Below are 15,617 nucleotides of genomic sequence, written 5' to 3' on the forward strand. Positions count from 1 at the left end.
CATAATTCGCCTTTTGTTTGAGATAATTGTTATTTTTGCAGCATAAAATCTTAAGAATGTCTTTAAAGAAAGCCTATTTGATCGTCATAATCATCTTGTTAGTTGATCAGATATCTAAACTATACATCAAAACGACTTTTAAATTAGGTGATGAAATTGTTGTTTTCGATTGGTTCCGAATTCATTTTATCGAAAATGAAGGCATGGCTTGGGGAACCAAAATTCCGGGTGATCACGGAAAGTTATTCTTAACCTTATTCCGAATTGTAGCGGTTTTTGGTATTGGTTATTGGTTGTGGGATAGTGTAAAAAAGCACAGTTCAAACTATTTGATTGTTGCCGTTTCACTCATTCTTGCCGGAGCTTTTGGAAATATCATCGACAGTGTTTTTTATGGCGTAATTTTTAATGACAGTCATTATGCCGCTTCCACTTTGTTTTCAGACAATCCGTATGGAACTTGGTTTCACGGGAAAGTAGTCGATATGCTTTACTTCCCAATTTGGAAAGGAACTTTACCCGAATGGATTCCGTTTGTAGGCGGAAATTACTTCACCTTTTTCAATGCCATTTTTAACATTGCCGACATGGCGATTTCTACAGGAGTCGGAATTTTAATTGTTTTCAACAAAAGAGCTTTCGGCACAACGGAAAAAGAAGAAGTTGTTTCTAACAATGAAATTTCAGCTTAACCAAATTGATAAATTTTGGATGGTGTAACGCAATAATTCAGCGGAATATCTGATTCAAAAACACCGTCAATAGTATCTTCCGCTTCAAAAAAAGACAACCCAATTTTGATGGTTTCCGGTTTACATTCGGCTAAAAATTGATCATAAAATCCTTTTCCGTACCCAACGCGGTGGCCTTGTTGATCAAATGCTAAAAGCGGTACAAAAACCACTTCAATCATTGAAATAGGAACTTCCAAACCGTTCACAGGTTCAGGAATATTGTATTCGTTTTTTTTGATTTTGGTATTATCAGTCAATAAAAAATGAGTCATTTTTCGGGTTTCAAAATCACTTTTTGCAATTACAATTTCTTTGTCTTTTCCGGCTAGAATTTGCAGAATAAATTCTGTATCAATTTCTTTTTGTTTTTCAATAGTTAAAAACAAATGATAATAGGTTTTATTCCAACAATTCAAACGAAGTAATTGGTTAGCAATGGCCATACTTTTTTCTTCAATTTCTTGTTCAGAAAGAGCAGCTCTAAGTGATTTGTAATGTAACCGAAGTTCTTTTTTATGCATAAACCGAAGCTTTCAATTCGGCTATAAATGTAATTAAATGTTCGGGTTCCACATGATTCATCACCACAATTTTATACCATTTATTATCATTCAAATGCGATTGTGGCACGAGTTTAAAACGATTGGCGATTTCTGTCGAGATATATTCGGAATGAATGGTAACAATATTCATAAACGGTTCTCTAAAGTAGTTGACGCCTATTTTATCTAGTTCTCGGCATAAAAAATCGGTTCGTCCTTGCAAGGTACTTACTTTTTCAAACCAACCATGCGGACCATACGTAGAAAGAATCATCCACACAGCAATGGCATTGGCTCCCGAACGGCTTCCGCAAAGCGTTACATCCATTCCTTCCACATATTCTGCTTCTCGTGTAAGAACATGATGAATGAGGTCTTTTCGGCAAATAAAAATTCCGGTTCCATACGGAGCTTGTAGCATTTTATGAGCATCAATCGTAATGGAACTGATATCAGGATGCGAAAAATTTATAGTTGAATTTGGATTGCTAAACGGATAAACAAATCCGCCATACGCTCCATCCACATGCAATTTGAACGATAATTTCAACTCGTTCAGAATTTCGATATAATCATTCGGATTATCAACAGAACCAAACATAGTTGTACCCATATTTGATACTACAATAAAGTGTTTTTTGCCATTTAGATGAGCTTTTTCTAAAATAGTTTGCAAAGCCTTCTTGTCAATTTCACGAGTATTAAAAACAACCGGAATTTTTAACCAATCCAATTGCAATAAATTGGCTCCTTTCGGGATGGAGTAATGTGTGTCTTCTGAAGCAATGATGGCAATTTCGTTCAAATTTGCATTGCATTCCTGTTGAAAATAATTCCGATACATCCACAAAGCCTGAATATTTGCTTCGGTTCCGCCGGGTGAAATATAGCCGTCAAATGCATTGGGTTTTGATTTAAAAACATCAATGGCCATAGCATCCAAAACTTCTCGTTCCAATTGTTGTGTGCCGCTGAAAACACTCTCGGAATCACCTAATGTGTGACAGCCAATGTGGTTTGGATTGGCCACAAACGTTTGCAAAGTTGGAGCTTCTTTTAGAAACGGAGCATTGTCATAAAACACTTTTCCATCTAATTTTGAAGCCGGAAAGCCCAATGAAATATCTTTTGAAAAGTTCACGTTTTCCTCTAAAGCCAATTGAATTCGGTTCAACCGTTCTTGATGTGTATATTTTTTCCAATACGTCATAATCAAATTATTTCGGGCAAAACTAAATAGTTTATCAGAAAGGAAATATGATAAATGTTAGTTGGCGAACTATTGCACGCTCCTTTTTTTACTAATATATTTGTACAATGCAGACTAATTCTTTAGAACTCCAACTTCAAACCCTTCCCGACGGTCCGGGAGTCTATCAGTATTATGACAAAGAAGGAAAGATTTTGTATGTTGGAAAAGCTAAAAATCTTAAAAAGCGGGTTTCTTCCTATTTTACAAAATCGCATGACAATCACAAAACAGCCGTTTTAGTTAGAAAAATTGTCGAAATCAAGCACATCGTGGTTTTGTCTGAGCAAGATGCTCTTTTGCTGGAAAATAATTTGATTAAAAAGTTACAACCGCGTTACAACATCAACCTCAAGGATGACAAAACCTATCCGTGGATTTGCATCAAAAAGGAACCCTTTTCACGCATTTTTCCTACCCGAAAAATGATTAAAGACGGTTCAGAATATTTTGGTCCTTATACCAATTTCAAAATTGTCAATACACTATTGGATTTAATCAAAGAATTATATCCGTTGCGAACGTGCAATTACGATTTAAATGAGCAAAACATCCAAAATCACAAATACAAAGTCTGTTTAGAATACCACATCGGCAACTGTAAAGGACCGTGTGAAGGATTGGAAACATTGGAAAATTATCAAAAACACGTTGATGCCATCCGCGAAATTTTAAAAGGAAACTTCAAAGAAAGTCTAAAAGATTTCAAACAAAAAATGAACGCTTTTGCCGCCGACATGCAATTTGAAGAAGCCCAAAAAATCAAAGAAAAAATGGAAGTTTTGGAAAATTACCAAGCCAAATCCACCATTCTCAACCCAAAATTATCCAATATCGATGTGTTTTCCATCGTTTCAGACGAAACTATGGCGTATGTCAATTTTCTTCAAATTGCTCACGGAGCCATTATTCGTTCGCACACACTCGAACTCAAAAAGAAACTTGATGAATCTGATGAAGAACTTCTTGAACTCGCAATTGTAGAACTTCGCGAACGTTTCCATCTCACATCCAAAGAAATAATTTTACCGTTCGAACTTGATTTTGGCGACAAAATTAAAATCACCGTTCCGCAATTGGGCGACAAAAAACAAATACTCGAACTCTCGCAACGCAATGCCAAATATCATCGTTTGGAGCAGTTAAAACAAATTCAAATCGTAGATCCGGAACGGCATACCAACCGAATTATGGCTCAAATGCAAAAAGATTTACGTCTTTCGGTCGAACCGCGTCACATTGAATGTTTTGACAACTCCAACATCCAAGGAACCAATCCTGTAGCGGCTTGCGTGGTTTTTAAAGACGGAAAACCCAGCAAAAAAGATTACCGCCATTTTAACATCAAAACGGTTGAAGGTCCCGATGACTTTGCCTCGATGGAAGAAGTCGTTTACCGTCGCTACAAACGCTTGCTTGACGAACAACAACCACTACCACAACTCATCATCATCGACGGAGGAAAAGGACAATTGTCATCGGCTCTCAAAAGTTTAGATGCGTTAGATTTACGCGGAAAAATCGCCATCATTGGCATTGCCAAACGACTCGAAGAACTTTATTATCCGGGCGATTCCGTGCCATTGTACCTCGATAAAAAATCAGAAACACTCAAAATTATTCAGCAATTGCGAAATGAAGCTCACCGATTTGGGATCACGCATCATCGCGATAAACGAAGCAAATCGGCTTTGCAAACCTCGCTCGAAACCATTCCCGGCATCGGTGAAAAAACGATGATTACGTTACTAAAACATTTCAAAAGTGTTAAAAGATTAGCATTAGCTACCGAAAATGAAATTTCTGTTGTGGTTGGTACATCAAAAGCAAAAAAAATTCACGAATTTTACAAAAATAAAATCTAACTCAATACAATTTGAAGCGAATCGTTCCCGCCTTTTTGGTTTCCATTTTCCCGCTTTCGCCTATATCTCTTCACTTCGTTTCGAGGATATCGGCTCTATCGGGGCTAGGAAGGATTTGTCTTTTGTGTTTGTTATCCATGACCTTTTACCTATCACCAATCACCATTCATGCTCAAGATTCCATCCCAAAACAACCCAAAATCGGTTTGGTTTTAAGTGGTGGCGGTGCAAAAGGATTGGCTCACATTGGGGTTTTAAAAGTGATTGAAGAAGCTGGTATAAAAATAGATTACATCGGCGGAACCAGTATGGGAGCAATTATTGGCGGATTATATGCGTCCGGGTACACCGCAACTCAACTAGACAGTATCTTTAACAATACCGATTATGATGCGGTGATTCAGGATTTCATTCCACGATCATCCAAAAATTTCTATGAAAAAGCAAATGACGAAAGGTATGCCTTTGCATTACCTTTTAATAAGTTCAAAATAGGCATCCCAACCGCTTTATCAAAAGGATTGTATAATTATAATATGATTACCCGTTTAACGGCAACGGTAAGACATGAAAGGGATTTTAAAAAATTACCCATTCCGTTTTTATGTATTGCCACCGATATTGAAACAGGTCAAGAAGTTTTGTTAGATCAAGGTTTTTTAGCTCAATCCATTTTGGCAAGTGGAGCCTTTCCATCACTTTATTCTCCTTTAGTTATTGATGGAAAATATCTTATAGACGGTGGAGTAATTAACAATTATCCTCTTGATGAAGTGAAAAAAATGGGAGCCGATATCATTATTGGTGTAGATGTTCAAGACGACTTGAAAGACCGCGAATCGTTAAAAGATGCGACTCGAATTTTGGTTCAGATTTCTAACTTGCAAATGATTCAAAAAATGCAAGAGAAAAAGAAGCGAACCGATGTTTATATTCGACCAAACGTTGAAGAGTATTCTGTGATTTCTTTTGACAAAGGAACTAAGATTATTGATGCCGGTGAAGAGGCTGCCTTAAGTGTGATTGAACAACTCAATAAACTAAGTTCTTCTTACTATAAACAAAAAACAATTGTTCCTTTAACAGAAAGAGACAGTTTATATGTTTCTGCTATAACACATACTCAATTAGAAAATTATACAAGGGCCTATATTGTTGGGAAACTTCGGTTTAAACCGGGAAGAAAAATAAGTTTTGCAGAACTAAAACAGGGTATTGAGAACCTCAATGCAACGCAAAATTTTGGGTCAATTAATTATACTATCGAGGAAGATGGGGAAGGCGACCGTATTAATTTAAATTTAACTGAAAACCCATACAGAGCTTTTTTAAAATTAGGATTACATTACGATGGATTATTTAAAAGCGGCATTTTAGTCAATTTTACACAAAAGAAAATGTTGTTTAAAAATGATATCCTTTCAGCCGATTTAGTATTAGGGGATAATTTCAGGTATTACTTAGATTATTACGTTGATAATGGATTTTATTGGAGTTTTGGCATCAAGTCAAAATTTATCGGTTTTAATAGAAATGTTACCACTGATTTTAGTCAAGGAGTTTTGTTTACTTCGGAGGATGTAAATTCCATTAATGTAGATTTTTCAGATTTTACCAACCAAATATACATGCAAACGGTTTTTATTCAGAAGTTTTTGGTTGCAGGAGGTTTGGAGTATAAACACCTGAAATTAAAATCTGAAACGTTAAACACAGGAAACCCACTAATCGAAAACAGTGATTATATTAGTGCTTTTGGGTATTTAAAATATGATTCATTTGATAATAAATATTTTCCAAAAAGAGGTTGGTCTTTTAATGGAGATGTGCAAGCATTTTTCTATTCGTCTGATTATACCAATACCTATAACAACTTTTCAATTCTAAAAGCCGAAGCAGGTATTGCTCAAAAATTATTTAACAGAACTACCTTATTTATTCAAACCGATGGAGGTCTAACTATTGGGGAACAAACCGTACCCTTCTTTAATTTTGTTTTTGGTGGCTATGGTTTTTATCCCATAAATAACTTTAAACCTTTTTATGGTTATGATTTTTTAAGTTTTGCAGGGAATAGTTATGTTAAAGCACTCTTTCAATTGGATTATGAAATTTTCAAAAAAAATCATGTTAATTTCTCTGCTAACTTTGCGAATGCCGGAGATAAGATTTTTGAATCGGATGAATGGCTCACCAAGCCTTCCTACACCGGCTATGGTTTCGGCTATGGTTTAGAGACCATTTTTGGTCCCGTAGAAATCAAACACAGTTGGTCTCCAGAAACCAAAGATCACCATACTTGGTTTAGTGTAGGTTTTTGGTTTTAATTGTGTTGTATTCAAATTTTTACGATATTTGTGTTATATTTTAATAAAACCTTAAAAAATGTTTGTAATTCTTGGTTTTTTAGTAGCCTTTGGACTTGGTATTATCGTGGGCGTAAACATTAAAAAAAATCAAAACTAACCTCAAATAATTTTTGAAATGAATGCTTTTTGGCCCGGATTATTAGATTATCTTCAATTCCTCATCAAACGAAATCCGGAATGATTTGGGTTAATTAGCCAATGTGGCAATTTGTCAATATGACAATTAATAGAATGTTTAATCAAAATTCAAAAAAATGCCATTTTATCATAAATTAGGAGAAATTCCTCCCAAGCGTCATACACAATTCCGAAAACCAAACGGCGAACTTTATTATGAGCAATTGTTTGGTACTGTTGGCTTTGACGGAATGTATTCCAATATGTATCACGTTCAAAGACCAACGCAGGTCAAAGAAATCCGCAAACAATATTCGGTAGCTCCATCTATTGCCAAGGCTAATAATATGCAATCCTATAAATTGCACGGATTTGATGTAGCACCCGAAAAAGATTATCTAGAAAGCCGAAAAATTGTGTTGACAAATTCGGATTGTCACATCACTTTAGCCGCTCCACAAAATAAAACACAAGATTATTTTTATAAAAATACCGATTCCGATGAAATGATTTTTATCCATAAAGGAAGCGGAAAACTTCGTACCCTTTTAGGAAATATCGACTTTAAATATGGTGATTATTTATTGATTCCACGCGGAATTATTTATAAAATCGACTTTGATACAGAAGACAATCGTTTGTTTATTGTAGAATCAAGAAGACCAATTTATACTCCAAAACGTTACCGAAATTGGTTCGGTCAGTTATTAGAACATTCACCTTATTGCGAACGCGATTTACGTCGTCCAACCGAATTAGAAACGTATGATGAAATGGGAGATTTCATCATCAAAGTAAAGAAAAAAGACGAAATCATCGAAATGGTTTATGCTTCACATCCTTTTGATGTTGTGGGTTACGACGGTTTTAATTATCCGTATGCTTTTTCCATTCACGATTTTGAACCGATTACGGGAAGAATTCATCAACCGCCACCGGTTCATCAAACATTTGAAACGGATGCGTTTGTGGTTTGTTCGTTCGTTCCGAGATTGTATGATTATCACCCCCTTTCTATTCCGGCACCTTACAACCACAGCAACATCGATAGCGATGAAGTGTTATATTATGTTGATGGCGATTTTATGAGCCGAAACGACGTAAAACCAGGGAACATATCACTTCACCCAGCCGGAATTCCGCACGGACCGCATCCGGGAGCATACGAAAGAAGTATCGGAAAAACAGAAACAAAAGAATTAGCCGTAATGGTTGACACATTTAAACCCTTGATGGTAACGGATGAAGCGATGAAAGTTGCAGATGAAAAGTACTTTCAATCGTGGCTTTGATAATGTGGCAATTTGTCAATTCGGCAATTTGTCAATGAGGGATAGTAGTAATGAAGATATTAGAATTTATATTTAAAAAAAGATATTAATAATTTAAAAACATTTGTAAACAAATCAGTCAATTGACACATCGACACATTGAAAAATTGACACATTAATTTTATAAGCCATGATAACATTTAAAGAAAAGTACAAGGACAATTTGATTCTTGTAAAATCATTCGAATTTGCAAAGAAAATAGTTTTATACACTGAAAAATTAGAGGAAAATAAAAAGTTTGTTGTTGCCAATCAACTGCTCAAGTCTGGCACATCAATTGGAGCAAATATTAAAGAAGCTCAAAATGCAGAAAGCAAAGCCGATTTTATACACAAATTTAAAATTGCAATGAAAGAAGCTGATGAAACAGAATTTTGGTTGTTTTTATGCAATGAACTTGAACGTTATCCTGATACAGAAGAGTTGTTAATAGAATTGTTTGATATTTTAAAAATCACAAATAAAATAATAGCAACTTCAAAAATTAAAAAATAAAGCTTAACCCAATTGGTTTTTGTAATGCAATTTTAGCAGTTTTCTAAATTGACACATTGCCACATTGCCCAATTGACAAATTAAAATATTATGTCACAAGAAATAAAATCAGTAGAATACGGATTAGAAAAAATATTCGAAGGAGCTCAAGATTTCCTTCCATTGTTGGGAACCGATTATGTAGAATTTTATGTGGGAAATGCCAAACAAGCAGCTCACTTTTATAAAACAGCATTTGGATTTCAGTCATTGGCTTATGCCGGATTGGAAACCGGAGTAAAAGACAGAGCTTCCTATGTTTTGAAGCAAGACAAAATTCGATTAGTATTAACCACCGCCTTAAAAAGCGATTCTCCGATTGGTGAACACGTTAAAAAGCACGGTGACGGTGTAAAAATCGTAGCTCTTTGGGTAGAAGATGCCCGAAGTGCTTTTGAAGAAACAACTAAACGTGGAGCAAAAGTTTTTATGGAACCAACTGTTGAAAGCGATGAGTTTGGAGAAGTGGTTCGTGCCGGAATTTACACCTACGGAGAAACCGTGCACATGTTCGTAGAACGTAAAAATTACACAGGAACTTTCCTTCCGGGTTATAAAGAAATGAAATCGGATTACAATCCAACTTCGGTTGGTTTGAAATACATCGATCACATGGTTGGAAATGTGGGTTGGAATGAAATGAATACGTGGGTAAAATGGTATGAAGATGTCATGGGATTTGTGAATTTCCTATCGTTTGACGACAAGCAAATTACTACCGAATATTCAGCTTTAATGAGTAAAGTAATGAGCAACGGAAACGGCAGAATTAAATTCCCAATCAACGAACCGGCCGAAGGAAAGAAAAAATCGCAAATAGAAGAATATTTAGATTTTTATGAAGGTCCGGGTGTGCAGCACATTGCCGTTGCTACTGATGATATTATTTCAACTGTTGCCCAGATGCGTTCAAGAGGAATTGAATTCTTGAGTACTCCGCCACAAGCGTATTACGATGCCATTCCGGAACGTTTAAAAGACCACATGTCTAAATTTAAGGAAGACATCAACGAACTTCAAAAATTAGGTATTATGATTGATGCGGATGAAGAAGGTTATTTGTTGCAGATTTTCACCAAACCGTTAGAAGATCGACCAACTTTATTTTTCGAAATCATTCAAAGAATGGGAGCAAAAGGTTTCGGTGCTGGAAATTTTAAAGCGTTATTTGAAAGTATCGAGCGAGAGCAAGCCTTACGAGGAACATTGTAAACGTTATTTATAAATTAAGATCCGCTACGTTTCATAAAATCATTGTGAAACATAGCGGATTTCTATTTTATTACGACAACAACAAGTTTTTTGTGAATAAATATTAATAAAACTGTCTTAAAATTACGAATAGTGAAATTTTACACCTTCTTTCAATGCGTTTTTTGTTGAATATGTGTTAAAGTCAAAAAATAACTAACAATTTAATAACCAACTAATTACCTTTGCACTCGCAAAAAAGAAGGAGTGGTTACCTTCTTTTGAGTAATGTAAATTTTCATAATTTATAGTTTTTTTTGGTTAGTTAATAGCATACAACTCAATCGTGATCGGTTGGGTTTTGTGTTTTTATATGGTTTTGGTTAGGCAATGTGGCGATTGGTCGATGTGATGATATCTCGATAGAGCAAAGTTTTTTTGTTAATCTTAACCTTTTTTAAAAAAACCGCCTCTTCTGAGGCGGTAAAATTTCAATTACTTTAAAATTACAACGTATCCCGATGAGCTGTGATTTGAGCAATGAACACATCCGCTTCATCAAGTTGTTTTATAACCCGTTCAAGATCCAATTGTTTTTCTAAAAGTGCAACTGCCCCCTAAACTTCTTTTATCTTTTTACCCCAAAAACGCAGCAATTTCTTCCGCGATAAACCTGTTGTATTTTTAAAAGAATTCATTTTTAAAACTTATGTGTAGCAAATTATTTTTTGCTACATCATCTCCTCTTCACCCGAATTTTAACCCTTCACAGCGGCATAAAACAAATTCTACACCATGTAAGTGATTTGTTCTACCAAGTATTAAATAGAATTTTTTAATTTTTGTGATAAACTTGATGAAGGTAATGCCGTTTGGATGAAAAAAATTTCTATCAACACAAGGCATCCCCTATTCTAGATTTTCGTTTTAGTAAATTTTAACAAAAAGTGCACAAAATGTGCAATTGACTTTGTTGGGGTTTCAATAAATTGCGATTCAAATTTTTAACATTTTTAAAACCATAGTAATCAACGTTTAAGCTTAGTTTTTATGAAAAATCACTATCCCTCTTTTAAACCCCTTGTCATCCTTTTCTTCCTATGGAGTGGGCATTTGTTCTCCCAAGACATCCTTTGGGAAAAATCGTTAGGCGGCAAACATGCCGATTATTTATTTGATGCTGTTGCCACAGCAGATTACGGATTTATTCTAGCCGGAAGTTCCCTTTCGGGGAAAACCGGAAAAAAAACTGATGTCAATCAAGGTGATTTGGATTATTGGTTATGGAAGATGAACGAAAAAGGCGATTTAGAATGGCAAAAAAGCTACGGCGGTTCGGGTTCAGACCTCCTGCAACGCATTGAATTAACGAATGACGGTGGATTTATCTTGGTGGGAACGTCCAATTCTCCTAAAAGCGGAGATAAAAAAGAAGACAGCCGTGGTCAAGAAGATATCTGGGTACTTAAACTGGATGCCAAAGGTGTGGAAGAATGGCAAAAAACAATTGGCGGTTCTTCGCAAGAAATGGTTCAGGATGTTCATCAAACAGCAGATGGTGGTTATATTATTGGTGCTTCATCGGCTTCGGAAGTATCGGGAGACAAGGAAAGCAACAGCCGAGGGGCAATGGATTATTGGATTATCAAGTTAGATAAAAAAGGAAAAATAGACTGGCAACAAACCTATGGCGGATTGTACAACGACTTTTTAAAGAGCATTGAACAAACCCAAGACGGCGGTTACATCGTGGGAGGCTACTCCAATTCTCCTGAATCAGGCGACAAAACCAACCGCAACTACGGTATTGGTGATTATTGGATTTTAAAACTAGATAAATCAGGTAACCTTGAATGGCAGAAAACACTTGGCGGAGACAAAGACGATCAATTAGCCACCCTTATTCAAACCCGAGACGGTGATTTTATTTTGGGTGGTAACTCCAATTCAGGCGTATCTGAAACCAAAAGTAAAAGCAATAGAGGCGGAACTGATTTTTGGGTGATTAAATTAGATAAAGACGGAGAAGAAATCTGGCAACAAACCTATCATTTTGGAAAGTCAGACATCTTGACGTCGATTGTAGAAAACGAGGATAAAACACTTCTGATAGCCGGTTTTGCCAAAAGTGAAGTAAACGGAACCAAAAAGAGTGACAGAGAAGACATCAACGACTATGCATTCATAAAGATAAAAGAAAACGGCGAAGAAATCTTTAAACGAACCGTAGGAAGTAATGGCGAAGAGGTCATGCGAAAAGTGATTATTACCCGTGATGGAGGCTACTTGCTCACGGGAACCTCCAGCGGAGAAGCTTCCCGAGACAAAAAATCAGCTGTGGGCAGTCAAGATTTTTGGGTTGTAAAACTCAAAGACAAAAACAAACGCAAGGAAGACAAACTGGCCATCGAGGCCTTCCCCAATCCCACGGCACAGTACACCAACGTGATTATTGGTTATGAGTATGAAAAAGGCACTTGTTCGGTCTTTGATTTAGCGGGCAGACAACTCCAAAGTTTTGACATTGCCAAAGAACGCACGATTCCTTTAGATTTGGGCGGACTTCCGGAAGGAATCTATGTCATTGAAATTAGAACGGATGTACAAAAGGATGGGGTGAAGGTGATTAAAGGAATGAGAAGAAATTAAACGTATCAAAATGATGAACAAGATAATAAAACAGTTAAAATTTATAATGCTACTACTAGTAGGCATTACTTCAATATCAGGAACAGCACAAGATTATGTGCCAACAAGTCCCAGCGTAAATGCATTTGCAAAATTTGATGCCCATCCTGTTGATCTTCCAACAGGAACGCCTAACATTTCTATTCCATTAACCTATTTACCTACTTTGTCTAAAGATATTACAGTAGATTTTGATTTAAAATATCACCCTTCCAGTGTTGCCGTTTATGACACACTTTCAGGAAACACCGGAAGAGGCTGGAGTTTATATAATTCGGGCGTAATTTCATTTAATGGAACAGGGGGTCATTTTAACTTTATGGGATATACCGGAAGTATTTCAGTTGAAAGCGAAGGAATGAATCAATATACAACTTACATCTCTGAAAAAAATGGAGCAATTTTAAAGGCAAATTTAGAAGTGGACTCAAATAATTTTCCAAATTATCTATCTGCTACAATTTATGACGACAACGGGATTAAATTTGTTTTTGATCTTGCCGACAATTATATAAAAGTGAAAACAGGAGGTGATCCCCAATTTAATCCCTGGGAAACTAGAAATCTTACGAACAGTGCTTTGCATTTAACCAAGGTTATTGATACCAAAAATGGAAATTTGTTGACTTTTAACTATGATACATTTTATAAAGTGGAAGACTATCATCAAGGAAATGAAAAAAACACCTATCGCCATTTAAAGGAAGTGATTGCTCACAATGTTGGAAAAGTTACACTAGAACATTCACTTGTCAATACCACAACTTATGATCCAAAAGTAAAATATACTTCGTTAACATTACGAGACGTTCAAAACAATCAGATAAATAAGTTTCGATTTATCTATAATGGCCAAAATTTAATTGAACTGATTCAAGATAACAACGATAATACGCAAACCATCAAGCACCAGTTTTTTTACAAAGGTCCAGCAATTAACCAGTATAACCATATTGCCGATATTGATAAATGGGGATACAACAATGAATTTGATAAGTGGTGTATGTATGGTAATGAGACTCGTATTAATGTTTTAAGAAATATAGTTTATGATAGATCGGAGGAGTCAAAAGCACTTACTCCAAGACATGTTGCCAAAGGAGTACTTCAGAAAATAATTTATCCTACGGGTGGAGCAGTTTTATATGACTATGAAGCCAATACGTATTCCTATGCCAATATTCATCGTTATGAACAAAGACCCGTCCCAAATACAGAACCTCTTGAGTGGGAACATGACCCCGATTTTTTTACATCATTCACTACAGCCAATTTGCACAATTTCAGTAAAAGTTCATTTGCAGGAGGTTCTTTTACTCCCGGAGGTGCAACGTCTTTTAGTTTTACGGTACTTAACAGTCCCAAAAAATTATATTTCAAGTTTGATATAGATCAATATGAACAACAAATGGATTTGGTAGATTCCAGTGAAGATGACCCCACCATGATGAGTTTTTATCCTCAATTTAGCCTGAGACAATCTTCTACAGTCATCGAAACGTTTGCATTTGGAGAATCTGTTAACACAGGCACACCTCTTCAGCCGATTTGGAAATACAAAAGAGAGTATTATAACAACAACCAAAACTGCTGTTCCGGCCAAAGCATTACGTTAAATCCGGGCACCTACCAAATCCATTTAAACTCAAGCTACCCACACAATGGATATGCTACGGTAGAAGAAATTGCTCCGGTTTCTACACCCAAAAAATGGCATTATGGCAATGGCATCCGAATCAAACGTATTGGTTATTTTGAAGACCCTACGGTGCCGCAAAATTATTACTCACTATCCAATCCCGGTGTTACCTATACACCGGTCAAAGAATTCAATTATGACTATTCCCAATTTGATGAACCCAACAGAAGTAGCGGTTATTTGTTAGTAGACGGAATCATAAACTATGAGTTTTGGGCAAAGAAAGCAGCCTCTAGAGAGGGAATTTCTCCGGTTTGGTATCAAAATGTTCGCGTAACTCAAACAGGAGAAGCCGGAAGAACTGATTATTATTTTGTGTCTCCAAAAGATTATATGCCAGATGACCCTCATCAACCCTTAAGCTCAACAAAATATGGTAAAGCCAAAGAAGTTAGAATTTACAATGAAGCGGGGGTATTGCAAAAGAAAATAGAAAACGTTTATAATTACGATGAAGACTATCTTTCTGAACCCTCCGAAGGATTATATAATAATTTTGCAATCGGTTGGACTGCGTTAATGCAATCCAAAGAAACTTCCTATTTTTCAAATTCTAATCCTACTGAAATTAATAGCAACTATACTTATATTTTTAATAGACTCCTTGCAGAGAAATCTGAAACCAGTAGTGTAACAAACGAGACCTTAACAACAAAATATTATTATGATCTACGCAACACTCCTAGCAGTTTAAACCGAATTGCATTAGAAAAAACGGAAGTGTTTTTAAACACAAAGTTGTTAAACACCACATTTATTAATTATTCTAACCAATGGCCTGTTGTTAACTATGGCGGTTTTTTAGGTATTCCAACTATATCCTACCAAGCACAATCCACATCGGTCTCTAAACACGACAATCCGCTTGTGCAAAAGATGAAAGTAAACCTGATAGACAGCAATAATAATCCGGTGGAAATTGAGCAAGAAAACGGAATTAAAGTGTCCTACATCTGGGGTTATAATTCCACACAAGTGGTGGCAAAAATTGAAAATATGGCTTTCAATTCTATACCACCCAATCTAATTACGCCCATTATCGATGCGTCTAACACCAATAATTCTGCCAATCTTATTACTGCATTAAATGCTCTAAGAAACCACAGTTCAATGGCCAATGCGATGGTGAGTACTTTTACCTATAAACCGTTGGTGGGTGTTCAAACCGTTACCGACCCCAAAGGATTTATCATGACGTTTTTTTACGATAAGTTTAACCGTCTGGAAAAAGTAACCGATCACACAGGAAAACTATTGTCTGAAAACGAGTACCATTACCGAACTCAAAACTAAAGCC

At 36.0% G+C, this 15,617-nt stretch carries 10 protein-coding genes; 8 read left to right on the plus strand and 2 right to left on the minus strand.

The genetic code is table 11. From position 1 onward, the window contains the following. Positions 1 to 56: 56 nt before the first annotated feature. A complete protein-coding gene (locus tag B4N66_RS04925; protein ID WP_291092785.1) occupies positions 57 to 692 on the plus strand; it encodes a lipoprotein signal peptidase in 636 nt (211 codons plus the stop codon). On the opposite strand, the gene B4N66_RS04930 is transcribed toward B4N66_RS04925, so the two are convergent. Next, positions 689 to 1,255, minus strand: coding sequence for a 5-formyltetrahydrofolate cyclo-ligase (locus tag B4N66_RS04930; RefSeq protein WP_291092787.1), 567 nt, complete (start codon positions 1,253 to 1,255; stop codon positions 689 to 691). The genes B4N66_RS04925 and B4N66_RS04930 overlap by 4 nt on opposite strands. Further along, positions 1,248 to 2,486: a pyridoxal phosphate-dependent decarboxylase family protein gene (locus B4N66_RS04935; RefSeq protein WP_291092789.1), complete on the minus strand. Its 1,239-nt coding sequence runs from the start codon at positions 2,484 to 2,486 to the stop codon at positions 1,248 to 1,250. Before B4N66_RS04935 ends, B4N66_RS04930 begins: the two co-directional genes overlap by 8 nt. 107 nt (positions 2,487 to 2,593) lie before the next feature. Here B4N66_RS04935 and uvrC point away from each other — a divergent pair, with 107 nt between their 5' ends. The 7 genes from uvrC (at position 2,594) to B4N66_RS04970 (ending at position 15,613) form a co-directional block, all read left to right on the plus strand. Further along, positions 2,594 to 4,390, plus strand: coding sequence for an excinuclease ABC subunit UvrC (gene uvrC, locus B4N66_RS04940; RefSeq protein WP_291092790.1), 1,797 nt, complete (start codon positions 2,594 to 2,596; stop codon positions 4,388 to 4,390). A gap of 137 nt (positions 4,391 to 4,527) precedes the next feature. Further along, complete coding sequence (locus tag B4N66_RS04945) at positions 4,528 to 6,717, plus strand: patatin-like phospholipase family protein (RefSeq protein ID WP_291092791.1); 2,190 nt, start codon at positions 4,528 to 4,530, stop codon at positions 6,715 to 6,717. 296 nt (positions 6,718 to 7,013) lie between these two features. After that, positions 7,014 to 8,168 carry a homogentisate 1,2-dioxygenase gene (locus B4N66_RS04950; protein ID WP_291092792.1) on the plus strand — a complete coding sequence of 385 codons (1,155 nt, stop codon included), beginning with the start codon at positions 7,014 to 7,016 and terminating at the stop codon, positions 8,166 to 8,168. Positions 8,169 to 8,337: 169 nt separating this feature from the next. Beyond that, positions 8,338 to 8,703 (plus strand): four helix bundle protein, encoded by a 366-nt coding sequence (locus B4N66_RS04955; protein WP_291092794.1) that lies wholly within the window; start codon positions 8,338 to 8,340, stop codon positions 8,701 to 8,703. A gap of 90 nt (positions 8,704 to 8,793) precedes the next feature. After that, positions 8,794 to 9,954, plus strand: a complete 1,161-nt coding sequence (gene hppD / locus B4N66_RS04960; RefSeq protein ID WP_291092796.1) for a 4-hydroxyphenylpyruvate dioxygenase — start codon at positions 8,794 to 8,796, stop codon at positions 9,952 to 9,954. A 1,029-nt stretch (positions 9,955 to 10,983) separates the two neighbouring features. Next, on the plus strand, positions 10,984 to 12,582 hold the full coding sequence (locus tag B4N66_RS04965; RefSeq protein WP_291092798.1) for a T9SS type A sorting domain-containing protein: 1,599 nt from the start codon (positions 10,984 to 10,986) through the stop codon (positions 12,580 to 12,582). Positions 12,583 to 12,628: 46 nt separating this feature from the next. Further along, positions 12,629 to 15,613 (plus strand): hypothetical protein, encoded by a 2,985-nt coding sequence (locus B4N66_RS04970; protein ID WP_291092800.1) that lies wholly within the window; start codon positions 12,629 to 12,631, stop codon positions 15,611 to 15,613. Positions 15,614 to 15,617 lie beyond the last annotated feature (4 nt).

The organism is Flavobacterium sp. UBA2787 (genome assembly GCA_002352205.1).
Classification (GTDB): domain Bacteria; phylum Bacteroidota; class Bacteroidia; order Flavobacteriales; family Flavobacteriaceae; genus Flavobacterium.